Annotated in this window: 22 protein-coding genes and 4 tRNA genes; 6 read left to right on the top strand and 20 right to left on the bottom strand. The window is 65.8% G+C overall.

The features are described 5' to 3' along the window. Positions 1-24 precede the first annotated feature (24 nt). The 5 genes from TK90_RS02955 to cysM are packed head-to-tail and all read right to left on the bottom strand — an operon-like array spanning position 25 to position 4,164. A complete protein-coding gene (locus tag TK90_RS02955; protein WP_012982005.1) occupies positions 25-450 on the bottom strand; it encodes a biopolymer transporter ExbD in 426 nt (141 codons plus the stop codon). After that, the gene (locus TK90_RS02950; RefSeq protein WP_012982004.1) at positions 447-1,091 is read right to left on the bottom strand and encodes a MotA/TolQ/ExbB proton channel family protein; all 645 of its coding nucleotides are present in this window, start codon (positions 1,089-1,091) and stop codon (positions 447-449) included. The genes TK90_RS02955 and TK90_RS02950 overlap by 4 nt, the downstream gene beginning before the upstream one ends. After that, complete coding sequence (gene rlmD / locus TK90_RS02945) at positions 1,092-2,450, bottom strand: 23S rRNA (uracil(1939)-C(5))-methyltransferase RlmD (protein WP_012982003.1); 1,359 nt, start codon at positions 2,448-2,450, stop codon at positions 1,092-1,094. It abuts the gene before it with no gap. Next, positions 2,450-3,256, bottom strand: a complete 807-nt coding sequence (locus tag TK90_RS02940; protein WP_012982002.1) for a 3'-5' exonuclease — start codon at positions 3,254-3,256, stop codon at positions 2,450-2,452. The genes rlmD and TK90_RS02940 overlap by 1 nt, the downstream gene beginning before the upstream one ends. Next, positions 3,253-4,164: a cysteine synthase CysM gene (gene cysM / locus TK90_RS02935; protein ID WP_012982001.1), complete on the bottom strand. Its 912-nt coding sequence runs from the start codon at positions 4,162-4,164 to the stop codon at positions 3,253-3,255. Before cysM ends, TK90_RS02940 begins: the two co-directional genes overlap by 4 nt. Before the next feature lie 118 nt (positions 4,165-4,282). Here cysM and TK90_RS02930 point away from each other — a divergent pair, with 118 nt between their 5' ends. After that, the gene (locus tag TK90_RS02930) at positions 4,283-4,990 is read left to right on the top strand and encodes a MarC family protein (RefSeq protein WP_012982000.1); all 708 of its coding nucleotides are present in this window, start codon (positions 4,283-4,285) and stop codon (positions 4,988-4,990) included. A 22-nt stretch (positions 4,991-5,012) separates the two neighbouring features. On the opposite strand, the gene TK90_RS02925 is transcribed toward TK90_RS02930, so the two are convergent. Together TK90_RS02925 and TK90_RS02920 are read right to left on the bottom strand one after the other, a co-directional pair. After that, positions 5,013-6,347 carry an MFS transporter gene (locus TK90_RS02925; protein WP_012981999.1) on the bottom strand — a complete coding sequence of 445 codons (1,335 nt, stop codon included), beginning with the start codon at positions 6,345-6,347 and terminating at the stop codon, positions 5,013-5,015. 68 nt (positions 6,348-6,415) lie between these two features. Then, complete coding sequence (locus tag TK90_RS02920; RefSeq protein ID WP_012981998.1) at positions 6,416-7,054, bottom strand: TIGR02281 family clan AA aspartic protease; 639 nt, start codon at positions 7,052-7,054, stop codon at positions 6,416-6,418. 107 nt (positions 7,055-7,161) lie between these two features. Between TK90_RS02920 and TK90_RS02915 the strand changes: the two genes are divergently transcribed. The 3 genes from TK90_RS02915 (at position 7,162) to ispG (ending at position 10,388) form a co-directional block, all read left to right on the top strand. After that, positions 7,162-7,992 carry a hypothetical protein gene (locus TK90_RS02915; protein WP_012981997.1) on the top strand — a complete coding sequence of 277 codons (831 nt, stop codon included), beginning with the start codon at positions 7,162-7,164 and terminating at the stop codon, positions 7,990-7,992. Further along, positions 7,973-9,067 (top strand): hypothetical protein, encoded by a 1,095-nt coding sequence (locus tag TK90_RS02910; RefSeq protein ID WP_012981996.1) that lies wholly within the window; start codon positions 7,973-7,975, stop codon positions 9,065-9,067. Before TK90_RS02915 ends, TK90_RS02910 begins: the two co-directional genes overlap by 20 nt. 94 nt (positions 9,068-9,161) lie before the next feature. After that, the gene (ispG, locus tag TK90_RS02905; RefSeq protein WP_012981995.1) at positions 9,162-10,388 is read left to right on the top strand and encodes a flavodoxin-dependent (E)-4-hydroxy-3-methylbut-2-enyl-diphosphate synthase; all 1,227 of its coding nucleotides are present in this window, start codon (positions 9,162-9,164) and stop codon (positions 10,386-10,388) included. 139 nt (positions 10,389-10,527) lie between these two features. On the opposite strand, the gene TK90_RS02900 is transcribed toward ispG, so the two are convergent. The 3 genes from TK90_RS02900 to TK90_RS02890 form a co-directional block, all read right to left on the bottom strand. Then, the gene (locus TK90_RS02900) at positions 10,528-11,148 is read right to left on the bottom strand and encodes a TorF family putative porin (protein WP_017925859.1); all 621 of its coding nucleotides are present in this window, start codon (positions 11,146-11,148) and stop codon (positions 10,528-10,530) included. Between the two features lie 168 nt (positions 11,149-11,316). Further along, a complete protein-coding gene (locus TK90_RS02895) occupies positions 11,317-12,882 on the bottom strand; it encodes a PAS domain-containing methyl-accepting chemotaxis protein (RefSeq protein ID WP_012981993.1) in 1,566 nt (521 codons plus the stop codon). Between the two features lie 152 nt (positions 12,883-13,034). Beyond that, the gene (locus TK90_RS02890) at positions 13,035-14,408 is read right to left on the bottom strand and encodes an HDOD domain-containing protein (RefSeq protein ID WP_012981992.1); all 1,374 of its coding nucleotides are present in this window, start codon (positions 14,406-14,408) and stop codon (positions 13,035-13,037) included. Positions 14,409-14,518: 110 nt separating this feature from the next. Here TK90_RS02890 and motA point away from each other — a divergent pair, with 110 nt between their 5' ends. Together motA and motB are read left to right on the top strand one after the other, a co-directional pair. Then, complete coding sequence (motA, locus tag TK90_RS02885) at positions 14,519-15,370, top strand: flagellar motor stator protein MotA (protein WP_012981991.1); 852 nt, start codon at positions 14,519-14,521, stop codon at positions 15,368-15,370. Between the two features lie 19 nt (positions 15,371-15,389). Next, a complete protein-coding gene (gene motB / locus TK90_RS02880; RefSeq protein WP_012981990.1) occupies positions 15,390-16,367 on the top strand; it encodes a flagellar motor protein MotB in 978 nt (325 codons plus the stop codon). Between the two features lie 208 nt (positions 16,368-16,575). Here the strand turns inward: motB and TK90_RS02875 are convergent. From TK90_RS02875 to TK90_RS02830, 10 genes are all read right to left on the bottom strand, one after another. After that, positions 16,576-16,652, bottom strand: a tRNA-Asp gene (locus tag TK90_RS02875). Positions 16,653-16,684: 32 nt separating this feature from the next. Further along, a tRNA-Val gene (locus TK90_RS02870) sits at positions 16,685-16,760 on the bottom strand. Between the two features lie 11 nt (positions 16,761-16,771). Continuing rightward, positions 16,772-17,044, bottom strand: coding sequence for an HU family DNA-binding protein (locus TK90_RS02865; protein ID WP_012981989.1), 273 nt, complete (start codon positions 17,042-17,044; stop codon positions 16,772-16,774). A gap of 250 nt (positions 17,045-17,294) precedes the next feature. Next, positions 17,295-19,760: an endopeptidase La gene (gene lon / locus TK90_RS02860; RefSeq protein WP_012981988.1), complete on the bottom strand. Its 2,466-nt coding sequence runs from the start codon at positions 19,758-19,760 to the stop codon at positions 17,295-17,297. Between the two features lie 108 nt (positions 19,761-19,868). After that, the gene (gene clpX, locus TK90_RS02855) at positions 19,869-21,146 is read right to left on the bottom strand and encodes an ATP-dependent Clp protease ATP-binding subunit ClpX (RefSeq protein ID WP_012981987.1); all 1,278 of its coding nucleotides are present in this window, start codon (positions 21,144-21,146) and stop codon (positions 19,869-19,871) included. 115 nt (positions 21,147-21,261) lie between these two features. Beyond that, positions 21,262-21,936, bottom strand: a complete 675-nt coding sequence (clpP, locus tag TK90_RS02850) for an ATP-dependent Clp endopeptidase proteolytic subunit ClpP (protein WP_012981986.1) — start codon at positions 21,934-21,936, stop codon at positions 21,262-21,264. Then, positions 21,933-23,240 carry a trigger factor gene (gene tig / locus TK90_RS02845; RefSeq protein ID WP_012981985.1) on the bottom strand — a complete coding sequence of 436 codons (1,308 nt, stop codon included), beginning with the start codon at positions 23,238-23,240 and terminating at the stop codon, positions 21,933-21,935. Before tig ends, clpP begins: the two co-directional genes overlap by 4 nt. Positions 23,241-23,325: 85 nt before the next feature. Further along, positions 23,326-23,412: transfer RNA gene (locus tag TK90_RS02840), tRNA-Leu, on the bottom strand. A gap of 118 nt (positions 23,413-23,530) precedes the next feature. Next, positions 23,531-23,606 (bottom strand) — tRNA-Lys (locus tag TK90_RS02835). A 131-nt stretch (positions 23,607-23,737) separates the two neighbouring features. Further along, complete coding sequence (locus TK90_RS02830; protein WP_012981984.1) at positions 23,738-25,009, bottom strand: YeeE/YedE family protein; 1,272 nt, start codon at positions 25,007-25,009, stop codon at positions 23,738-23,740. Positions 25,010-25,105 lie beyond the last annotated feature (96 nt).

The following is a 25,105-nucleotide window of genomic DNA, read 5'->3' as shown; positions in this document are numbered from 1 at the left end:
AAGGCGGCATCTTCGCGCGCGCCATCAATCATCGTCGTCGCGCTCGCCAAGGGTCGCGATCGAGACAGAGGTAATGCCCAGGCGCCCGACCACGTCCAGCGCGCGCACCACCGACTGGTGCGAGGTATTGGCATCGGCGCGGATCAGCACGGGGTCATCCTCGCGCCCCTCGCGCGCCTCGGAAATCACCCGCTCCAGGGTCTCGGCGCGACGGTTGACCAGTTCCTGGCCATCCACGAAATAGTTGCCGTCGGCATCCACCACGATATCCAGCCAGGCCCGTTCAACCACCTCCGTCTCGCGGTCGGCCGACGGCAGGGTCAGCTCGATGTTGGCATGCTGATCGAAGGTGGTCGAAACCATGAAGAAGATCAGCAGCAGAAACACCACATCGATCAGCGGCGTCAGATTGACGCCCGGCTCGTCATGGTGCGGCCTGCGAAAGTTCACGCGGTGACTCCGCCTTCCGGCGTGGCGGCGGTTGCGTCCCGCTCGCCGTGGATCACCTCGACCAGCTTGGTCGCCTCCTGCTCCATCTCCAGCACCAGCTCGTCGATGCGGCCCCGGAAGTAGCGGTGGAAGGCCAGCGCCGGAATCGCCACACCGATGCCGGCGGCGGTGGTGATCAGGGCCTGGGAGATGCCCCCGGCCAGATCGCGCGGGCTGCCGACACCGATCTCGGTGATCACGGTGAACACCTCGATCATCCCGACCACGGTGCCGAGCAGGCCCAGCAGCGGGGTGATCATCGCGATGGTGCCGAGCGTATTCATGTAGCGCTCGAGTTCGTGGGCCACCCGACGGCCCGCTTCCTCGATGCTCTCCTGGGTGATCTGGCGCGCGCGGTCATGGGTCGCCAGGCCGGCGGCCAGCACAGCACCCAGGGGCGAACCGGCCCGGATGCGCTGGATGTCCTCCAGGGTCAGCCCCTTCATGCGCATCTGTTCCCAGATCGTGCTGAGCAGGCGCGGCGGGACCACGCGCGACCGCCGCAGCGTCCACAGGCGTTCCAGCACGATGGCCACCGCGAGTACGGAACACAGCAGGATCGGCAGCATCAGCCAGCCGCCCGCCTGTACGATCTCCAGCATTCAGTCTCTCCCTCTTGGCTCGTCGCGCCGGAACACGGCCATGGATTCCACATGGGCGGTATGCGGGAACATGTCCATGATCCCGGCCCGCTCCAGGCGATAGCCATGATGATGCACCAGGCGCTCGGCGTCACGGGCGAGCGTGGCCGGGTTGCAGGAAACATAGACCATGCGCTCGATGCGCTGCGGCGCCAGCGCCTCGATCACCGCGGCCGCTCCGGTGCGCGGTGGATCCAGCAGTACGCGGTCGTAGCGTTCGACCAGCCAGCCGGCGTTCTTCAGGGCCTCGACGTCGTCCAGGTCGGCGCGTTCGTAGCGGGTGTTGGCAATGCCCTGGTCGCGGGCATTGGCGCGCGCCCGTGCCAGCATCGCGTCGTCCACCTCGACGCCGACCACTTCGCCGGGCACCTCGCCATCCGACACGCTGCGCGCCAGAGGCAGGGTGAAGTTGCCCAGCCCACAGAACAGATCCAGCACCCGCTGGCCCGGCTGCAGATCCAGTGCCTCCAGGGCCTGCGGGACCATCTTGCGGTTGATGCCGGCATGCACCTGGATGAAGTCCGTCGGCATGAATGGTACTGACACGCCGTAGTCCGGATGGCGATAGACCAGCGGCTCGATCGGCCCGGCCAGCGCTTCCACCGTCTCCGGGCCGCCAGGCTGCAGATACACCTGAATGCCCTCGGCCTCCGCCCAGGCGGACAGCCGCGCGCTGTCCGCCGCAGACAGCGGATCCAGGTTGCGAAAGATCAGCGCCACGCGCTCGTCATCATCCACCGCCACCTCGATCTGCGGCAGGCGGTCACGCGCCTCGAGGCCGCCGATCAGCTCGCGCAGGGCCCGGATGCGATGCCCCACCGCCGGGTGCAGCACCTCGCAATGGGTCATTTCGGCCAGATACGGGCTGCCGCGCTCGCGAAAGCCGACGAGCACCCCGCCCTTCTTGGGCACGTACTTCGCCCCCAGCCGCGCAGTGCGCCGGTAGCCGAGGGTCGTGTCGGTCAGCGGCTCGAAGCGGGCCTCGGGGGTCACGTGGCCGATGCGCTCCAGGGCATCGAACAGGGCCTGCTCCTTGATCGCACGCTGGGTCTCGATGGAGGCATGCTGCAGCTTGCAGCCGCCGCAGAGGCCGAAGAACTCGCAGGGTGGTTCGACCCGGCCCGGAGCCGACTCCAGCACCTCGACCACCTCGGCGCTGTCGAAGCGACGCTTGCGCCCAGTCTGCACTGCCATCACCCGCTCGCCCTTCAGCGCCCCGTGGATGAAGCAGGCCTTGCCATCGCGCCGGACCACGCCCTGACCGTCCAGCGTGACCTCTTCGATCAAAGCCTCGAACGGGGTCTTGTCGATGCGTGCCATCAGCCCGTGCGTCCGGCCGCCTGCCAGGCGTCGAGAAATTCCCGGTGGTGAGCCGCGCCGCTGGCCTTCAGGTATTCGGCCAGCTGCTGCTGCCGGCTGGCCAGGGCCGCGTCGGTCAGATTGCCGCGCATGTATTCGAAGCGCAGCCAGACCAGATAGGTGTTCAGCACGTCGTGCTCCACATAGTCGTGGATCTCGGCCTGACGCCCGTCGCGCCAGGCCGGCCAGACCTTGGAGCCGTCCATGCCCAGCTTGCCGGGGAAGCCGAGCAGGCTGGCCATCATGTCGAGGCTGGTGACCGCGCGGCCCTGGAAGCCGGCCAGCACGTCCATCAGGTCCACATGCCGCCAGTGAAACCGCGACAGGTAGTTGTTGTAGCGAAACTCGCGGTCGTCGTCACCCTGCTCCCAGTAGCGCGGGGCCTGCACGCCGTTGACCAGCGCACGATAATGCAGCACCGGCAGGTCAAAGCCGCCGCCGTTCCAGCTGACCAACTGCGGCGTGCGCTTGTCGATCACGTCGAAGAACTGGCGCAGCAGCTCGGCCTCGGTCGGCGCCGGGCTGTCCTCGCCCTCGCGCCCGAAGGCGGAGAGCTTCAGCGCGTCGCCGCCCTGGTAGAGCACGCCGATGGAGACGATGCGGTGCAGCGGGTGCTTCAGGAACTCCGTGCCGGCCTGTGCGCGGCGCAGGGCGAACAGCGCCTCCGCCACCTCGTGATCGCTCAGGCCCTCGAAGTCGTGCAGGCGCCGGGCGCCGTCGATGTCGGGGACGGTCTCGAGATCGAAGATCAGGATCGGGGCGCTCATGCGGGGAACACGCCGGTGGAGATGTAACGGTCGCCGCGGTCGCAGATGATCGCGACGAAGGTGCCGCCCTCGGTCGCGGCCGCGAGCTTCAGGGCCGCGGCCACGGACCCACCGGACGAGACCCCGGCGAAGATGCCCTCCTCGCTCGCCAGCCGGCGCATGGTGTCCTCGGCCTCCTCCTGGGTCACGTCCACGGTCTGATCGACCCGCGAGGCCTCGAAGATGGTCGGCAGGTACGCCTCCGGCCAGCGGCGGATACCGGGGATGGACGATCCTTCGGTGGGCTGCACGCCGACGATCTGCACGCTGGGGTCGCGCTCCTTCAGATAGCGCGACACGCCCATGATGGTGCCGGTGGTGCCCATCGCCGAGACGAAGTGGGTCACCGTGCCCTCGGTGTCGCGCCAGATCTCCGGCCCGGTGCCAATGTAGTGCGCATCCGGGTTGTCCGGATTGCCGAACTGGTTCAGCACCCGACCCTTGCCCTCGGCCTCCATGCGATCGGCCAAATCGCGCGCGCCCTCCATGCTCTCCTCGCGCGAGACCAGCACCAGCTCGGCGCCAAAGGCCTTCATCGAGGCGCGGCGCTCGGCCGACATGTTGTCCGGCATCACCAGGATCATGCGATAGCCCTTCATCGCCGCGACCATCGCCAGCGCGATGCCGGTATTGCCGCTGGTCGCCTCGATCAGGGTATCGCCCGGCTGGATGTCGCCGCGGCGCTCGGCCGCCTGGATCATGTTCAGCGCGGGCCGGTCCTTGACCGAGCCGGCGGGATTGTTGCCCTCGAGCTTGACCAGCACGGTGGACGGCAGGTCCGCCGACATGCGCTGCAGGCGCACCAGCGGCGTGTTGCCGACAAAGTGCTCGAGGGTCGGGAAGGATTCAGGATGCAGGCGTTTCTTCATGCGCGCAGAGTATAACGACCGGGCCCCGTCCCTGCCCACGCATGCCGCTGCAGGCTCCGGAGCCGCCACCACGCCTTTTCCTCTCGAAAGCTCCGCGATTCCGGCCTAAGCTCCTGTCATGCTTGTATTGCTGGAATACCTGGTCGTCACCTTCCTGGCGGTGTTCGTGATCGTGAACCCGCTGACCACCGCCTTCATCTTCATGGCGATGCTGCCGCGTGCCTCGGAGGAGAAGCGCCGGGCGATCGCGCTGCGTTCGGTGAAGGTGGCCACCTCGCTGCTGTTCGCGTTCGCCCTGCTGGGCGGGGTGATCTTCCAGCTGTTCGGGATCACCCTGGCGGCGTTTCGTATCGCCGGCGGGATCATCCTGTTCGGCATTGCAATCGGCATGATCCGGCAAAAGGGCGCGACCGAGAAGGAGACCGCCGAGGAGGTCAAGGCCGACAAGGGGCAGGTGACCGAGGACATCTCGGTGATCCCGCTGGCCATCCCGTTCATGAGCGGCCCGGGCGCGATCGCCACGGTGATGATCCTGACCAGCGAGGCGCCGACTGTTTATCACACGGGGCTCGTATTCCTCGGCGTGCTGGCCTGCATGGTGGCCTGCTACTTCGCGATGATCTATTCGCGCTACATCGTTCAGTACCTGGGCGATACCGGGAAGGACATCCTGACCAAGGTCTTCGGCCTGATCCTCGCCGTGCTGGCCGTACAGTTCGTGATCAACGGCATCAGCGACGCGGCGATCGGCTTCATGCTGGATACGCAGATGCTGGACGAGAACGAGGTGGAGGACCCGCGCGTGCCGGCGCGCGATCACGATTAGGACAGCGCAACGGCCCTCCGGGTCAGGCCGTATCGGGCTCACGGTTGCGCCGAGCGAGATGCACCGGAATCGACGCCAGCAGTGCGGCCACGAACAGGAACAGGCAGAACAGGATCGCGTTGGCCAGCCCCAGCCAGGCCTGCAGCAGGCCAATCCCGACCAGGCCAAAGATCGCCGCCGCCCGTGCCGACAGCGCCCAGAAGCCAAACCAGCGCCCCGCCTCGCGGACCGGCACCATCATGCCCACCAGCGCGCGCCCGGCCGACTGTGCAGCCCCTAGACACAGCCCGGCGATGATCCCGACCCCGAGAAACACCATCTGCGCCTCGACCGGCTGGCCCAGCAACGCGCTCAGCCACTGGGCAATGGCCGAGGTACCGAAGATCGCCAGCACCGCCAGCGCCCACAGCGCCAGGGTGATGCGGTAGATGCGTACCGGCCCGACGCGGTCCATCAGGAAGCCAAACCCGATCGCCCCGATGATGGCCGTGACCTGGGTGATCACGAACATCGCGATGCGCACCGACTCCTCCCACTGGATCACCTGCGAGCCGTAGATGAAAGTGAAGGCGATGATGATGTAGATCCCGGCCATCATGAAGAAGATGGACACATACAGTGCACGCAGCTCGCGGCGCTGAGCCAGGGTGACCAGTGCCTCGCACACGCGGCGCCAGCCCAGCCCCAGTTGCAACCGCCGATGCATCCGCCGGCGCGTGCCGCGCTCTCTCAGGAACAGGAAGGTCGGGATCGCGGAAATCAGGAAGAAGGCCGCGGCGAACGGGCCCACCCAGCGGATGCGCTCGAAGTTCTCCTCGCTGACGTCACCCAGCAGACCCAGGGCAAAGGCGGTGGCAATCAGCCCGCCGACATAGCCCATGCCCCACCCGAGCCCGGAGATCCAGCCAAGCTTCTCCGGCGGCCCGAGGCTCGGCAGAAAGCTGGCGATAAAGGATTCGCCAATCGCATAGCCGAAGTTGGAGGCGATGATCAGCGCCATGCCGAAGACCACCAGCCCTGGCTCGACGAAGTAGAGCATCGCCGTGGCGATCACGGTCAGCATCCAGGAGGCCATCAGGAAGCGCTTGCGCGAGGCCGTGGCATCCATGATCGCACCGGCGAACGGGGCGGCGATCACCACCATCCCGTAGCTGATTGCCAGGCTCAGGCTCCACAGCAGATTGCCCAGCCGATAGTCCGGCCCGTCACCGACAATGATGCGGGTGAACAGATCGCCGAAGATCACCGTGATGATCAGCAGCGTGTAGGCCTGGTTGGCGAAGTCGAACATCGCCCAGCCGAAGATCTCGCGGCGCGGGGCAGGGGCATCGACGGGGTGGCGCCGAATCAGCGGCATAGGGAATCAGCAGTGGTGGACTTGCGGCATCCTAACGCGAATCCACCCCGCAGGCTTCGAAGGTGAGATTACGGCCGGATGGTGTAGGCCCCACCGTCGAACTCGATCTCGAAGGCGTCCAGAAACGCCTGGCCCAGCCGCGAGCGCGGAAGGTCATGGTCGGCCAGCACGATAGCCGGGACATCATCGCGCGCCAGATGACCCAGCTGCAGTCGGTCAATGCGTAGCGAACGCCCCTCCACTGTGCCCTGCGCACGCTCGACACGCACCGATTCCCCACGGTCGGGGTCGAGGCCCGCACGCCGTGCATCGCGCTCGCGCAGCAGCACCGCCTCGGTACCCGGATCAATCACGAAAGTCACCGCCTGGCCATTGGCCCCACCGGTAACCGCGTGCTCGCCCGCCGAATCCCGATGTACGGTAATCCCGGCCCCGCGTCGATCGGCCCGAGGGGTACCGGCACCGCGGGGGCGTCTTTCCACCTGAAGTTCGCGGCGCTCGCCGTCGCGCTCGACCACCGCGCCACTGCCGGAGATACGCAACACCCGCACCCCGCCCGGCCCGGTCTCGCCCTCGCCGACCAGCGCGCGCTCGCCGTCGACCGACAACACGACCTGATTGCCGAACACGGCATGCAGCTGCCAGTCCTCCGCCGCTACCGGCGCGGCGAACAGGCAAAGCAGAATGATGACGGCGATGCGTAGCATGCCTCGGTTATACCCTGACCGCCTGAACTGAACCAGAACGGCTTGTCCCTGCATCACGCGACGCCTGCGCTTGCTACCATCGGGAGACATCCCTTGCGGAGTCACGCATGTCCGCCACTGCCCCCGCCGCCGCGGTGCCCACCCGGGCGCCGGCCACTGCCGCCCGCCAGCTGTTCACGCTGGTGCTCCTGCTGATGGGGCTGTGGCTGCTTCACCTGAACCTGCGCGTGGCGCCCGAGGCGGTGATCCTGGCCCTGTGGATCGGCGCGACCCTGCTGATCGGCTATGGAGGCTTTCGCCGCCACCGTCTGCGCCGGGCGGCGTTCCTGCGCGGCTATCTGGATGCGGCCAGTCCGTGGAGCGAACGCCTGCGCGGTGGCCCGCTGATGGCATTGCGTCACCTGATCGTGGGGGCCCTGCTGGGCGGGCTGCTGGTGCTGGCGCTGGCCCGCATCCAGACCCCGGCGGTGTGGGCGGTCCTGGTCGCGGGCGCGCTGGCACTGGTCGCGCTGGAGGCCGTCTTTGCCCGTCTGATCGCCGGTCATGCGCACCCGCGGCTGGCCCCGGAACTGGCCCGGCGCGGCGCCTTGTGGATCACCGGCGGCGGGCTGACGCTGGCCCTGCTGGTGCTCGCCCTGCGCGGCTGGTATCCGGATCTGTCCGGGACCTCGCTGGAACAGGTGATCTGGTTCATGGTGGAGCACGAGGGCGCCCGCAGCGCCGTGCTGGAGATCGGGCTGCAGCTGGCCGCGGCCCAGGACGGGCTGCGCCTGTGGCTTGGCCAGCAGTGGCTGCCGCCCGGTGCCCAGCCCCTGCCGGTGCTGGTGGCCTGGTCGCTGCTATTGATCGAACAGGCATTCCTGGCCGCCGGCTTCCTGCTGCTGGCCAACGGGCTGTTCCCGCCCCGCGATCCCGGCGATGACCCCGCGCAACCGTAGACTCCTGCGGACCCTGGTCTGGTTCGCGCTGACCGCCCTTGCGGCGGCCGCGTTCCTGGCCCAGGTCGATCGCCACGAACCGCGCCAATGGGATGACCAGGCGCATGTCGAACTCGAGTTCGAGGGCGAGCGCTATCGGCTCGACCGCGACCGGCTGAGCCGCCTGGAGCGCTTTTCGCTGGAGTGGCTGGAGGCCGGTGACGAGCAGGTCCGCAGCCAGTGGCAGACCCGGATCGATCACGAACTGGACCAGCACTTCCAGACCCTGCATGACCGCGTGCCCGAGGTCGCGGACTGGTACTTCTCGCTGGGTGCCGAGTATCAGCGCCTGTTGCTCCGCGGTGCCCAGTGGCTGGGCACCGCGGAAGACGACGCGGCCACACGGGCCCTGCGCGACCGGCTCCTGCCGGATGAGCTGTGGGACGCCCCCCTGCAGGCGCTGGCCGAACGGGCGCAATGGGGTCTGGACGAGGATCAGCGCAAGGTCCGGGATGCCTGGCGCATCGCCCTGACGCGCGAGATGGCCGACGCCCGCGTACCCGCCACGCCGGCGGCCCTGCAGTCTCCAACCGAGCAGCACGCACGCATCGAACGGGCCCAGCAACTGGCCAGTGCGATGGATGCGGATCTCGCGCGGCTGGAACAACGCGCGGGCCTGGCGGCCACGGCCGCCGCCGGGACGGGACTGGCGACCCCGCTGATCGCCCGTGCGGTACAGGCCCGGCTGGCGGCGCAGGCGGCGCGCAGTGGCGGCGCAGCATTGACCCGGGCCGGGCGCGCAGGGGCCCTGGGCGCGGGGGTCTGTGCCTGGAGCGGCCCGGTCTCGCTCGGCTGCGGCCTCGCGGCCGCCGGCGCGGCCTGGGTTGGGACCGACTGGATACTGCTGCGGATCGACGAGGCGCGCCACCGCGAGGACCTCGAGGCCGCCCTGCACGAGGCCCTTAACGCCCTGCACGCCGAGATCCGACTGACCTGGCAGCAGGCCATCGCCGAGCATGTCGAGGCACGCCACGCGGCCAGCCGCGAGGCGATCGACCGGACCTTCCAGCCGTGGAAGGCGGCCCTGAATCCGTGAACCGCGGCAACCCCTGCGTGCCTGCGGCGTCTCGGCAGGGGGCGGGGCCTGCGTTACACTCGGCGCACCGAATTGACGCGCCCGCAGCCTCGACATGAACACGACCCCCGCCCGCCGCAAGACCGTCCCCGTTCGCATCGGCCCTGTCACCGTCGGTGGCGATCACCCGGTGATGGTGCAGTCGATGACCAACACCGACACCGCCGATGCCCTGCGCACCGCCGTGCAGGTGGCGGAGCTGGCGCGCGCCGGCTCCGAGGTCGTGCGCATCACGGTGAACTCCGAGGACGCGGCAAAGGCGGTGCCGGAGATCCGCGAACGGCTGGAGGCCATGGGACTGGAGGTGCCGCTGGTCGGGGACTTCCACTTCAACGGCCACAAGCTGCTGACCAAATACCCGGAGTGCGCCGAGGCACTGGCCAAGCTGCGCATCAATCCCGGGAATGTTGGCCGCGGCTCGAAGCGCGACGCCCAGTACGCCGCAATGATCGAGACCGCGATCCGCTACGACAAGCCGGTGCGCATCGGCGTGAACTGGGGCAGCCTGGATCAGGCCCTGCTCGCGCGCATGATGGACGACAACAGCCAGCGCGCCGAGCCGGCCGCGCCCGAGGTGGTCATGCAGGAGGCGCTGATCGCCTCGGCACTGGAGAGCGCGGCCGAGGCCGAACGCATTGGTCTGGCCCACGACCGCATCATCCTCTCGGCCAAGGTCAGTGGTGTGCAGCCGCTGATCAGCGTCTACCAGGACCTGGCCGCGCGCTGCGACTACCCGCTGCACCTCGGCCTGACCGAGGCCGGCATGGGCGCGAAGGGCATCGTCGCCTCCACCGCCGCCCTGGCCGTGCTGCTGCAGCAGGGCATCGGCGACACCATCCGCATCTCGCTGACCCCGGAACCCGGTGGCGACCGTACGAAGGAGGTCCTGGTTGCCCAGGAGATCCTGCAGAGCATGGGGCTGCGCAGCTTCCTGCCGTCGGTGGTCGCCTGCCCCGGCTGCGGACGCACCTCCAGCGAGTACTTCCAGCACCTGGCGCAGGACATCCAGTCCTACATCCGCCAGCAGATGCCCAGCTGGAAGCAGCAGTACCCGGGCGTGGAGGAGATGACCGTCGCCGTGATGGGCTGCGTGGTCAACGGCCCCGGCGAGAGCAAGCACGCCAACATCGGCATTTCCCTGCCCGGCACCGGCGAACAGCCGGTGGCCCCGGTCTACGAGGACGGCGAGAAGACCGTGACGCTCAAGGGCGAGCGCATCGCCGAAGAATTCCAGGCCCGCGTCGAGGCCTACATCGAACGCCGCTACGGACAGACCGCCTGACGCATCCCCCGTACGGCGCCATCCCGGCCGCAGCGAAGCGAAGGGCCGGGATCCCCGGCGTTTCACCTCGGCCGCAAGATCCCGAATCACTGCCGCGCGGTGCCCGAGATGACCGCGTAGCCCATCCCCAACGCGAGCGTCAGAAGTGAACGCTGTAGCCGCCGACCAGCAGGTGCTGCGCACCACTCTCGTCACGCGAGGCGTAGGTCAGCGAGAAGGTGCCAAAGTCCGTCGCGTGCGCCGCACCCAGTTCCCAGAATGCCGCGTTGTCGTCATCGGCGGGACGGTCGTGGCCCACCTCGGCGAACACGTCGGTACGCGGGGCCACCTCGAATGCAGTACCCGCGAAGAATTCCCGGCTGCCCCGGGCGTCACGATCATGGGCATGGGCCAGGTAATTCGCTCCTGCGTACACCGGTCCCCAGTCCACCACCACAAAGGTCTCGCCCTCGTAGCGCTCGTCGAGATCGGTGTAGTGGAAGTGCTCGTAACCAAACTCGACCCCGACCGGCCCGGCATCGAAGCCGTAGCCGACAAACGGCACAATCTCGCTGCCACGGCCGCTGCCGAGACTGGAGGCCTGCACACCGGTGAACACGCCGGTGGGGAAGCCCAGCTCGAAGCCACCCTGCACGATCGGATCGTTGTCGGACTTGGAGGCACCGTCGTCGATGTAGTCGGTAAACACGCCAAGGTTGTATTCGGCCTCCACCCCCTGCGCGGCACCCGACACACACCCCAGCGTGAAGAAAAGGCCCATCACCCGAGGCTGCAAGGAACTCGTGTTCATAGAATTCGCTGGCTCGATCCTGCTTGTGTCACCCGATACCGATCCCTGGCCGAGCGGTCGTACAAGTCTTTCCGCTGCGTATTATGGTGCGCTGTCGCGCCCCTCCGGAGCCCGCGCGCCGGGCAAACCGCGGGGAGTCTACCGCTGCTCGAAACGCTGGATCAATGCCTTGAGTTCCGCGGCCTCGGTCTGCATGCGCGCGCTGGCGTCACGGGCGTGCACCGAGACCGAACCGGTTTCACTGGCGACATCGCGGATGGACGTCACGTTGCGGTTGATCTCCTCGGAGACCGCGCTTTGTTCCTCCACCGCCGTGGCGATCTGGGTGTTCATCTCGGTGATCTGGGCGACGGCCTGACGGATGGTGGACAGCGAATCGCCTGCCGCCCGGGCCTTTTCCACGCCATCGGCGGCCTGCTCCTGACTGGCGCGCATCGCGGACATCGCCTCGCGCGCACCGTTTTGCAGGCTCTCGATCATATTGCGGATGGTCACGGTGGATTCGTCCGTACGCTGCGACAGCGAGCGCACCTCGTCGGCCACCACCGCAAAGCCGCGGCCGTGTTCGCCCGCGCGGGCCGCCTCGATCGCGGCGTTCAGCGCCAGCAGATTGGTCTGTTCGGCAATCTCGCGGATCACACCCAGGATCTTGTCGATCTCCTCGGTGCTCGCCTCCAGCTTGCCCAGCTTCTCGGCGGTGGACTCGACCTCGGCCGCCATGCGGTTGATCACGGACACCGTGTCGTTCACCACCTCCTGGCCAGCACCGGTCTCGTTCTCGGCGTTGTTGGCGGCCTCGGCCGCGCGCGACGAATTGCTCGCCATCTCCTGGATGGTCGAGGTCATCTCGTTCATCGCCGTGGCGACCTGATCGATCTCGTTTTGCTGGCGTTCCACGCCCAAGGCCGTCTGCTCGACACTGCTCGCCATTGTCTGTGCGTCACCGGCCACGGCATCTGCCTTGTCCTCGATGCGGCCGAGCACCGTGCGCAGCTTCGCCTCGTTGAAGTGCTGGACCAGTTCCAGCGAGGCGCTGTCGTCACGACGTCCTGTGTAGATCGCCTCCATCACCGGGTTGTCGAACTGCTCGCGGGCCCGATTCACGGCCTTCCGGATGCCGGAGGTCAGCGCCAGAGACGCAATTCCACCAGCTGCGAAAATCAGCAGCAAAAGCCCCGCCTGGACCAGCGGCGAAGACACCAGAAACACTACCCCCAGCGCCAGCAGGACACCCACAAGCCACGTCCCCGCGAGGCGGCAGGTGAGGCCGTGATACCAGCGCCGAGCAAAGCTGCGACCCCGGTTGATCGCGGCATAGACCTTCTCCGCACGGGCGACATGCTCGTGCTCGGGGATCGCGCGCACCGACTCGTAGCCGGTCTTGCGGCCGTCCTCGTAGGCGGGGGTCACGAAGGCATCCACCCAGTAGTGGTCGCCATTCTTGCGCCGGTTCTTGACGATACCCATCCAGGCCCGGTCGGCCTTCAGGGTGTCCCACATGTTCGCGTAGGCGGCTTCCGGCATGTCCGGATGGCGCACGATGTTGTGGGCCGTCCCTTCCAGCTCATCGCAGTCGAAACCGCTGACCCGGACGAAGTCGTCGTTGGCATACCGGATGCGCCCTTTCTCGTCGGTGGCCGAGATGAGGTCTCCGTGGGCCTCCAGGGAATACTCCGTCTGCGTAACAGGAAGGTTCTTGCGCATAGCGGACGATGTCCTCTTGTTACAGGGTGGAGGTGGAGCCGATGGGACGGACGGGTGGCCGCGCCATGACGCGGTCCTGCATATATGCTGTTCACGATATAACGGCCACCGGCGCCAGGGCTTGAGGCCGGGCCGCCTCCGCATGGAACGGTCTAGCCAGTGCCTGAGATGGCCTGCACCACGCGGCAGAAGCCCTTGAAGGCGCGGTCATCGAGGCCGTGCTGGCGGCTGCGTCGATCGGCGTAAACCATGCCGATCACCTCGCCCCGTTCACGCACCGGCGCGTAGAAGCCATCGACTCCTCCGGTCAGGGCCTGGATCGCCTCTGGCAGCGCCACACTGGGGTAGTGACGGCCCCACCAGGTCGGCGTGTCACGCTCCAGCACGGCCTCCAGAGCCCCCAAAGCGGAGCGCTGGATCACGAAATGACTGAACTCCGGCTCGTGCAACGTGCCGACCAAGTGCTCGGCCCGAAGCGATTCGCCGTCGCGCGCGAGGCGCGCGAACACCACGCGATTCAGCCCGAGCCCGAACTGCATCACACGCAGCATCCGTCGTAGCCGCGCGACACGGTCGTCACCCTGCCGCAACCGGGCGAGCCCGTCTTCCAGGATATCGGCACGCGGGCACAACGCCAGCCGCGTCCGGTGGCGTGCCCCCAGCCAGACGGCCCCGGGTGTCGCGGGGTCCAGGGGCTCGATGCGGTATACATCGATGTCTTCATTGAAACGCTCGATGATCTCCGACAACCGGTCCGCGACCACCTTCTCGTTGACTCCCGTCAGGCCGGCCAGCAGGCGCATATCCCGGTCGCCCCGAACCGTATCCATGCCGCGCATGATCTGCCAGGCCACAGCACTCGCGACCATGACCTCGAAGGCACGTGGATGCGCGGCGTTGACCGCGCGCTGCGTGCCCACCACCAGTTCGGGCAACACCATCGCCTCGGTCATCGCGCGCGACAGATCGTCGGTTGCGTAGCCCAGCGCGGTATAACTGGCCTCATCGGGAAGGGCGTTGAGTTCCAGCATGGCGAGTAGCCGCTCCAGGCGTGGTTCGCCGGCAACCAGGAGACCGAGCAGGCCCAACTGGTTCAGCGACGCAGCCAGACTGACTTCCGCCGGCTCGGAATCACGTCGTCGCCGGGCGACGTCGGCCGCGATCATCGCCGCCAGCCGCGACTGGGCCGCTACGTGCCGATAGTGTTGCGTTTCACGCACGACCTCGCCGACCGGCGGGGCCGCCCGAACTTCATCACACACGTTCTGCAGGCCAAGCATGGCGATGGCATCGGGAACCGAGTGCACCTCCTGGCGCAAACCTCGGCGCGAACCGTTCGCACGCAGTACCAGGCGCAGTACCAGGCCGGGATCCCGCTCTGCCCACTGACCCAGTTCCCGCAGGGAATGCTGCACCAGCGCATCGGGCTGCGAAAAGGCCGCAGCGCTCGCTTCCAGAATTGGCCAGTCGAGCTCAGCCAGGCGTCGTGCCTGGTCGCGGTAGGGCGCGCCCTCATCCTGGGCCATGCTGTACCTCGCGCGGGGGAGTCGTTATCGTTGTGGCCATCACTATATCAACTGCGAAAACGTGACCGGCGTCACCTTCGCCCCATCGACAAGCACGGGGTTCCCGTTTCGTGAAGTACATCCTTGGTTTCCTGGTCGTCCTGTTCGCGGTGTTCGGGGGGTTTGCCGCGCACGGGGGCGACCTCCTCGTCATCTGGCAACCCTACGAGTACATCATCATCGGGGGAGCGGCACTGGGCTCGTTCCTCATCGCCAACCCGCCACGGGTCGTGCTGACTGTCTTCAAGTCGCTCCCCAAGCTGCTGCAGGGCAGCAAGTACAAGCGCGAAGATTACCTCGACCTGCTGGCCCTGATGTACAAGCTCTTCACCAAGGCCCGCAAGGAAGGGCTGATGGGCGTGGAAAACGACATCGAAGAGCCCGAGAATAGCGAACTCTTCCAGGCTCATCCACGCGTCCTGGCCGATCACCACGCGATGGAGTTCATCACCGACTACATGCGCCTGATCATCTCCGGCAGCATGAACCCGCACGAACTCGACGCCCTGATGGACCTGGACCTGGAAACCCATCACGAAGAGGCCCATAAGCCCTCCCACGCGGTGTATCGCGTGGCCGACGCCCTGCCCGGCTTCGGCATCGTAGCCGCCGTGCTGGGAATCGTGAACACCATGGGCTCCATCGGGGGGCCCATCGAGGTCATCGGCATGAACGTGGCGGCCGCCCTCGTCGGCTCCTTCCTCGGGATCCTGCTGGCCTACGGCTTTGTCGGCCCCACCTCGGCCGCGCTGGAGGCCCGCGCACAGGAGGAAGGCAAGTTCCTGCAGTGCGTCAAGGCCTGCATCCTGGCCAACGTCCAGGGCTACAGCCCGCAGGTGGCCGTCGAGTTTGGCCGCAAGACCATGGAAGGCGCGATGCGTCCGACCTTCCTCGAGCTCGAGGAGCACGTGAAGGCGGCCTGAGGCCGTCCGGACCGCATTCATGGGCGTCGAGGACAAGACCCAGCCGATCATCGTCAAGAAGAAGGTGGTCAAGGGCGGCCATCACGGCGGTTCGTGGAAGGTCGCGTTCGCCGACTTCGCGATCGCGATGATGGCCTTCTTCCTGCTGCTGTGGCTGCTGGCCGCCCTGGACGACGAACAGCGTGCCGGCATCTCCGAGTACTTCCAGAACCCCTCCGCGTTCGTCGGCGAGGCCGCCGCACCCGGCCAGGCCCCCGGCGACGGAACCGGAGTGGATCCGTCGCTGATCGACTTCGAGGGCATGCCCGAGCTGATTCACGACCCCGAGGCCATGGGGGCGCCCATGGGGCTGGATGACGAGGCGTTGGACGAGCTGGCCGAAGCACGCGACCGCGAAGCCCTGGAGGTCCTTCAGGAGGCGCTGGAAGAGGCCCTGGAGCAGAGCCAGGCGCTGGAGCCCTACAAGGACCAGTTGCTGCTGGACATTACCCCGGAGGGGCTGCGCATCCAGATCATTGATCGCGAGAATCGTCCGATGTTCGACACCGCCAGCTCCACCCCCCTGCCGCACGCTGACGCGATCCTGCGCGAGCTCGCGAGCCTGATCAACAAGGTGCCGAATCGCATCTCGATCACCGGCCACACCGATGCCCGCCCGTTGCTGCGGCCGGACTATTCCAACTGGGAGCTCTCGGCCGACCGCGCCAATGCCGCACGCCGCGCCCTCATTGCAGGTGGTGCCGAGTCGGGCCAGGTGGCCCGAGTCGTGGGCCTGGCCGACAGCGTGCCGTTCACCCGCGACGACCCGGAAGCGGCCATCAATCGCCGTATCTCGATCATTGTCCTCAACCAGGAGGCCGAGGAGGCGATGCGCAAGAGCCTCGAGGGCGAGGCCTACGCGCCGGAATCCGACCCCTCCCCTGAGAGCGAGAACGGCCCGGGCACACTGATCGATCCCCAAGCGCCCATCGACGAAACTCGCCCAAGCGACACCTGAGCGCTACGGCTCCCTCTCGCGCGCCCCCAAGGTGCGCTCGCAGCAACAGCAGCCGACCGCGTACCGGGCTCAAGCTGGGCCGCATGCGCCGCGGCAGCCCCTCTTTCCTGCGCACCAAACGGCAACGAGTCGCTTCTCGGGAATGGGGGCCGGCCTGGGCTGTACGACAAGCAAAGAAAAAGGCGCCCGAAGGCGCCTTTCTCAGATATGGCGGAGCGGACGGGACTCGAACCCGCGACCCCCGGCGTGACAGGCCGGTATTCTAACCAACTGAACTACCGCTCCAAATTTTCTTCATGCAGCCAGATCAGGCTGCATGGTGGGTGCTGACGGGTTCGAACCGCCGACATTCGCCTTGTAAGGGCGACGCTCTACCAACTGAGCTAAGCACCCGATAAAGCGCGCTAGTTTACGCGATCCTTGAGCGCTTTACCAGCCTTGAAAGAAGGCGTTTTGGAGGCGGCGATCTGGATGGACTGGCCAGTACGCGGGTTACGGCCGGTGCGGGCTTCGCGCTCGCGGACGAGGAAGGTGCCAAAGCCCACCAGGGAGACCTGGTCACCCTTGGCCAGAGTATCGCCCACCACGGTCACCATGGCGTCCAGCATACGGCCGGCCTGGGCCTTCGGGACATCGGCTTCTGCGGCGATCGCGTCGATCAGTTCGGATTTATTCATGAAGCGCTTCCTTATCTCAGTGGTGACTCAGGCTTGTGGCCCGATGAAGGCCAAGCTTACACCAGCGCGGGGAGTGTTCTCCATCCTGTCGCGGGCTTGCCCAGCCGGGAATCAAATAATGCGATTGGGGTTATATCAGGGGGCTCGAAAAAGTGTCAAACAAGCGTTACACACCCGGCCGCGGATCGCTGTGCGCCATGGCGCAAAAAAACCGCGGCCGGAGCCGCGGTTATGATTACAAATCCGTCGCTTAGTGGTGGCGGACCCGACGCCGACCCGATTCCTTGGCCGGCTTCACGGCCTCCTCGACTTTGGCCGGCGTATCGCCGCCCTTGGCCTCCGGCAGGTGCGTCAGCGCCACCTCGAACACCTCGTCGATCCAGCGTACCGGACGGATATCGAGCTTGTTCTTGATGTTCTTCGGGATGTCCACCAGGTCCTTTTCGTTCTCCTCGGGGATCAGCACCGTGCGAATCCCGCCGCGATGGGCCGCGAGCAGCTTCTCCTTGAGCCCGCCGATCGGCAGCACCTGACCCCGCAGGGTAATCTCGCCGGTCATCGCCACGTCTGCACGCACCGGGATGCCGGTCAGCGCCGAGACGATGGCCGTACACATCGCGATACCGGCCGAGGGGCCATCCTTGGGCGTGGCACCCTCGGGGACGTGGATGTGCAGGTCCTTCTTCTCGTGGAAGTTCTCCTCGACCCCCAGGGACTCGGCACGCGACCGCACGACGGTCAGCGCGGCATGGATCGACTCCTGCATCACGTCGCCGAGTTTGCCGGTCTGCTGGGTCTTGCCCTTGCCCGGGACGACCGTCGCCTCGATGGTCAGCAGTTCGCCGCCCACCTCGGTCCACGCCAGGCCGGTGACCTGGCCGATCTGATCGTTCTCCTCGGCCAGGCCGAAGCGGAAGCGCCGCACACCCAGGTACTTGTCCAGGGTCTTCGGCGTGACCGACGTGGTGCGGTCACGCTCCTTGCCCTTGGCCAGAAGCCGCTGCTTGACCACCTTGCGGCAGATCTTGGCGATCTCGCGCTCCAGGGCGCGCACACCCGCCTCGCGGGTGTAGTAGCGCACGATGTCGCGCACAGCAGCGTCCGAGATATTGATCTCGTCGGGTTTCAGGCCGTTAGTCTTGATCTGCTTCGGCACCAGATAGGTATGGGCAATATTGACCTTCTCGTCTTCGGTGTAGCCGGACAGACGGATGACCTCCATACGATCCAGCAACGGCCCGGGGATGTTCATCGAATTGGCCGTGGCCACGAACATCACATCGGACAGGTCGTAATCGACCTCCAGATAGTGGTCGCTGAAGGTATGGTTCTGCTCCGGGTCCAGGACCTCGAGCATCGCCGAGGCTGGATCACCGCGGAAGTCCATCGCCATCTTGTCGATCTCGTCGAGCAAAAACAGCGGGTTGCGCACCCCGACCTTGGACAGGTTCTGGACGATCTTGCCCGGGAGGGAGCCGATATAGGTCCGGCGGTGACCGCGGATCTCGGCTTCGTCTCGGACACCACCAAGGGCCATCCGCGAGAACTTGCGGTTGGTGGCGCGCGCGATGGACTGCCCCAGCGAGGTCTTGCCGACCCCCGGGGGGCCGACCAGGCACAGGATCGGGCCCTTCAGCTTGCGCACGCGCGACTGCACGGCGAGGTATTCAAGGATGCGCTCCTTGACCTCTTCCAGGCCGTAGTGGTCCTCGTTGAGGATCTTCTCGGCACGGGCAAGGTCCTTGCTGACCCGGGTCTTCTTCTTCCACGGGACATTGACCAGCCAGTCGATGTAGCTGCGCACGACGGTCGCCTCGGCCGACATCGGCGACATCATCTTCAGCTTGTTCAGCTCGGCGGTGGCCTTCTTCTTGGCCTCCGCCGGCATGCCGGCCTGTTCGATCTTCTCGGCCAGGTCTTCCTGTTCGTTCGGCGCATCCTCGAGATCGCCCAGCTCCTTCTGAATGGCCTTCATCTGCTCATTCAGGTAGTACTCGCGCTGGGACTTCTCCATCTGCTGCTTCACACGACCGCGGATCTTCTTCTCGATCTGCAGCACGTCCATCTCGCCTTCGATCTTGGCGACCAGGTGCTCCAGACGCGCGCGTACGTTGGCGATCTCGAGGACCTGCTGCTTTTCCTCGAGCTTCAGCGACATGTGTGCGGCAATGGTGTCGGCCAGACGCGAGGTGTCGTCGATCCCGGCCAGCGAGGTCAGGATCTCCGGCGGGACCTTCTTGTTCAGCTTGATGTACTGCTCGAACTGATTGAGCGCGGAGCGACCGAGGACCTCGAGTTCCTTCTCCTCGGTGTCGTATTCCTCCTCGATCATGCGGATATCGGCGGTGAAGTAGTCCTCTTCCTTCTCCGCATCGCCGGTCGTGGAGACGTCCATCACGCGCGCACGCTGGGCGCCCTCGACCAGCACCTTGATGGTGCCATCGGGCAAGCGCAGCAGTTGCAGGATATTGCCGAGGGTGCCGATCTCGTGCAGATCCCCGGCCTCGGGCTCGTCCACCTCGGCGCTCTTCTGCGCAACCAGCAAGACCTGCTTGTTCTGGGCCATGGCCGAATCCAGCGCGCGGATCGACTTCTCGCGACCCACGAACAGCGGGATGACCATGTGCGGATACACCACGACATCGCGCAGCGGCAGGACCGCGACGCGCTTCACGGGGGAATCCACCTCGTTCTGGGAGGAGTGTTGGTCGGTCATGTGGCCCCCTCAGGGCTAAACGAATGTACGGGAGAGATGGGGGCGCCCTGACCGTTTTTCAAGCCGGGGCCAGCCCCATGCCCGCCCCCTGTGCATGACCGCGGGGCTTCAGGAATCCGCTGCGGCCTGCTTGGAGAACGATGCGTTCTCGTAAATGAGGTAAGGCTCGGCGTCGCCGCGGATCACGGCCTCGTCGATCACCACCTTGCTGACGCCCTCCATCGAGGGCAGCTCGTACATCGTGTCGAGCAGGATGTTCTCCATGATGGTACGCAGGCCCCGGGCGCCGGTCTTGCGCTCCATCGCCTTGTGGGCGATCGCGGCCAAGGCATCGTCCCGGAACTCCAGCTCCACGCCTTCCATCTCGAACAGGCGGGCGTACTGTTTGACCAGCGCGTTTTTCGGCTGGGTCAGGATGGTGATCAGCGCATCCTCGTCCAGTTCATCCAGCGTCGCCTGCACCGGCAGGCGACCGACGAACTCGGGGATCAGGCCGTAGCGCACCAGGTCATCGGCCTCCAGCTGCTTGAGCCACTGGCCGCCACTCTTGCTCTCGTCCTTGGAGCTGAGTTCGGCGGAGAAACCGATGCCGCCCTTCTCCGCCCGCTGCTGGATGATCTTTTCCAGACCCGAGAACGCGCCGCCGCAAATGAACAGGATGTTGCGGGTGTCGACCTGCAGGAACTCCTGCTGCGGATGCTTGCGCCCGCCCTGCGGCGGCACGGAGGCCGTGGTGCCCTCAATCAGCTTCAGCAGGGCCTGTTGCACGCCCTCGCCCGAGACATCGCGGGTGATCGAGGGGTTGTCCGACTTGCGCGAGACCTTGTCGATCTCGTCGATGTAGACGATGCCGTTTTCGGCCTTCTCCACATCGTAGTCGCACTTCTGCAGCAGCTTCTGGATGATGTTCTCGACGTCCTCGCCCACGTAACCGGCCTCGGTCAGCGTGGTCGCATCGGCGATGGTGAAGGGGACATTGAGCACCCGCGCCAGCGTCTCGGCCAGCAGCGTCTTGCCGGAGCCGGTCGGGCCGATCAGCATGATGTTGGACTTGGACAACTCGACGTCATCCTTGCCGGCCCGGGCCTCGAGGCGCTTGTAGTGGTTGTACACCGCGACCGAGAGGATCTTTTTCGCGGAGGTCTGACCGATCACGTAGTCGTCGAGAATCTCGCGGATCTCGCGCGGCTTGGGCAGCGAATCGCGCTCGGTATGCCCCGCCTCCTGCATCTCCTCGCGAATGATGTCATTGCAAAGCTCGACACACTCGTCACAGATAAACACGGAGGGCCCCGCGATCAACTTGCGCACTTCGTGCTGACTCTTCCCGCAGAAAGAGCAGTACAGAAGCTTGCCGTCGGCGGAGGGGGTCTTTTCGTCGCTCATCCGTATGCCTCGGTTGCGCTGTCAGGGTTTCTCAGAACATGCCCCGTTTGCATCCGCGTTGCAAACGGACCGGGCGCGAGTCCGGTATATCCTGCGCGCCCAGGCCTGGTCGCAATCAGGACTTGTCCTTCTTGCCGGCATCCTTGTCGCCGGCGGCAGGCGCGCCTCGGCTGGAGAGCACGTTGTCCACCAGACCGTAGTCCTTGGCCTCCACTGCGGTCATGAAGCGGTCACGATCCGTGTCCTGCTCCACCTGCTCGACGGTCTGCCCGGTGTGGTGGGCGAGTACGCGGTTGAGCTCCTCGCGGATTTTCAGGATCTCGCGGGCATGGATATCGATATCCGACGCCTGCCCCTGGAAGCCACCCAGCGGCTGGTGGATCATGACCCGCGAGTGGGGCAGGGAGTAGCGCTTGCCCGGGGCACCACCGGCCAGCAATACCGCGCCCATGCTGGCCGCCTGGCCGACGCACAGGGTGCTCACCTGCGGCTTGATGAACTGCATGGTGTCGTAGATCGCCATGCCGGCGGTCACGGCCCCGCCCGGGGAATTGATGTACAGGCTGATCTCCTTGTCCGGGTTTTCCGATTCGAGGAACAGCAGCTGGGCCACGATCACGTTGGCCATGTAGTCCTCGACCGGACCCACACAGAAGATGACCCGGTCCTTCAGCAACCGGGAGTAGATGTCATAGGCGCGCTCGCCGCGAGCGGTCTGTTCGACCACCATCGGGACCAGATTCAGCCCCTGGGCATGCTGCGCCCCCTGACCGGCCATGTCGTGGCTCATTCAGTCGACTCCTTGTTCGGATTCATCACGTCCTGGAAGCTGGTCTTCTTCTCGGTGACCTTGGCCTGATCGACGATCCAGTCGACCACCTGGTCCTCGAGCACCAGCGACTCCAGGTTGCTCTTCGCCTGCGGATTGGAGCGGTAGTACTGCTTGACCTCTTCCGGGTCCTCGTAGGTGGCCGCCATGTCTTCCAGGTCACGCTCGACCCGCTCTGCGTCCACCTCGAACCCCTTCTGGTCGATGATGGCCCGCAGGGCCAGACCCAGGCGTACACGACGCTTGGCCTCTTCTTCGAACAGGCTGTCGGGGAGCGGCTGGGTCTGCTGGGCACCACCGAAGCGCTTCTCCGCCTCCTCGCGCAGACGATTGATCTCGGACTTCACCAGGGCATCCGGCAGGTCGAAGCCATGGCGCTCGATAATCAGCTCCATGACCTGATTCTTGACCTTGCCCTTCAGCGCCTGGTTCAGCTCGCGCTCCATATTGGACCGCACGTCGGCGCGAAGTTTCTCGACCGAGCCGTCTTCGATGCCGAATTTCTTCGCGAACTCTTCGTCCACCTCGGGCAGCTTGGGCCCCTCGACCTTCTTGATGGTCAGGGCGAACTGCGCGGTCTTGCCTTTCAGGTTCTCGGCCGGGTAGTCGTCGGGGAAGGTGACGTCGATGGTCGGCTCCTCGCCGGTCTTCACACCCTTGAGCTGCTTCTCGAAGTCCTCGATCAGACGGCCGGCCCCCACCTCGACCTGGAAGTCGTCGGCCTTGCCACCCTCGAACTCCTCGCCATCAATGCTGCCCACAAAGTCCAGCGTAATGCGATCGCCCTTCTTCGCCTTGCGCTTAACATCGGCCCACTCCTTGTTCTGCTCGCGCAGGGAGTCAATCACGCGATCGATGTCCTCGTCGCCAATCTCGGCCACCGGACGCTCGATCTTGGCATCGGAGAAATCGGCCACCTCGACCTCGGGAAAGACCTGAAAGCTTGCAACGAACTCGATCGGCTGCCCACTTTCCACACTCTGCGGCTCGATGCTCGGGTTCCCCGCAGGCTCCAGACCTTCCTGCTGCACGGCCTCGCGATAGCTCTCCTGGAGGACCTCGCTCAGCACCTCCTGATAGACCCCGGCCCCGTAACGCTGGCGCACGACCTTCAGCGGGACCTTGCCCGGGCGAAAGCCGTCGAGCCGGACGCGCTTGGCCAGCGATTTCAGACGGTTGTCGACTTCGGTCTCGACGCGCTCGGGGGGGACCTGGATGGTCATCTTGCGTTCCAGGTTGCCGGTGGCTTCAACGGAAACTTGCATGAAGGGCCTCGCAATAGTTCAAAAATCGGTCATCCCTGCCGACCGCAGCACTCGCCGGCTGCCTGCCTGGGCGTTCACGGGACATTGGTGCGAAAGGAGAGACTCGAACTCTCACGGGTTTTACCCCACTGGGACCTAAACCCAGCGCGTCTACCAGTTCCGCCACTTTCGCGTGTGTATTCAATGGTTCGACAAAGGCGCGCATTCTAGCCTGTTCGCGCCCCATAAACACAAAAAGCCCGCGTAGGCGGGCCCTTGTGCCGGCCACGCTCGCACGCGGCCGGGAATAATGGTGGGTCGTGTAGGATTCGAACCTACGACCAATTGGTTAAAAGCCAACTGCTCTACCAACTGAGCTAACGACCCATGTCTGCGGCCCGCATGGCACCCCCGCAGGGGCCCGCCGACCTGGTCATTACGCGGCAGCACCTGGATCACCGCGCCGCGTAGTTTACGGCCCGCCGGGGAAAACGCAAGGCTCCCCCGGCGGCCGGCGATCAGATGGCCTCGAGCTTGCGCATGCCACCCGGCAGCAGCTTCATGTCCACCAGCGAGGTCACCAGGGCCTTGCCGAAGGTCGCCTCGTCTTCATAGACCATCTTGTAGTACTGGATCTTCATGGTCAGCGCGGAGCCGAACACGATGAACGCAAAGGTGAAGAAGCCACCCAGCGCCAGCGTGGAAATCCCGGTGACCGCCTGACCGATGGTGCAGCCCAGCGCCAGGATGCCGCCGACACCCATCAGGATGCCGCCGATAAAGTGGTTGACGAAGTCACGGAAGGACGAGAACCACTCGATACGGAAGCTGCGCGAGATGAGGGCCCAGAAGAACGAACCCAGGATCACGCCGGCCAGCGCCATCACGCCGAAGTACAGCATGGTACGGTCAAAGCCGCTGGACACGTAGCCCACGCTCTGGCCCATCGGGTTGATAAAGGTAAACGACTGGTTGGCCCAGGGGCCGGACAGCGCCGGACGTTCGCCATCGTCGTCATCGGCGACGAAATCCCATTCCTGGATGTATTCCTGGGCGCTGTACACACCACCCATGCCGTCGTCGATCTGGATGTTGCTGGTCAGCCACCAGGCCCCGATCACGACCAGGCCGATCACCAGACCACCCAGGATGTTGTCGAAGCTCTTGCGGAAGTCCGCGGCCTTGAAGATCAGGGCCAGCAGCAGCACGCCGATCACCAGGCCCATCACCAGGCGGGCGCCCAGAGCATTCTCGCCGGCAATGATGGAGCCAAGATCCTGGCCACCTTCCATCTGGATGGACACCGCGTCCATCCAGCCAAACAGCAGCTGGAACAGCGTCTGGCCGGTGCCAAAGACCGTGGCGCGACTGGTCAGCCAGAAGGCGATCACACCGATGATGATCATCACCATCACCGACTTGATGTTGCCGCCGCCGACGCGCACCAGCGTCTTGTTACCGCAGCCGGACGCATAGGTCATGCCGATGCCGAACAGGAAGCCACCCAGCACGTGCCCGAGCCAGTTGAAGTTCTCGCCGCGGTAGGGAGGGAAGGAACCCTCGGCGCTCAGTACCCCGAAGAACTCGAGCGCCGCCACGCCCAGCATCGCCACGGCAATGGCCAGCAGCCAGGAGCGCATGCGCCCGGTGTCACCCATGTTCACCCAGTCGGAGACGGCTCCCATGGTGCAGAAGTTGGTCTTGTTCGCGACCGCACCCATGATGAAGGCGAGGACGAACGTGCCGCCCAGGAACATCATTGCGGCGGTTGAAAAGCTGGAGAATTCCATCAACGTATCCTCTCACTGATCGGTTGTCGGGCACGCCTGCACCCATGGGGTGCGCAGCATACATCGGACGCAAGACGAGATCGACCCCGATTTCAT

Source organism: Thioalkalivibrio sp. K90mix, from assembly GCF_000025545.1.
In the GTDB taxonomy this organism is placed as follows: domain Bacteria; phylum Pseudomonadota; class Gammaproteobacteria; order Ectothiorhodospirales; family Ectothiorhodospiraceae; genus Thioalkalivibrio.
This window is presented reverse-complemented; position numbering and strand designations above follow the sequence as displayed.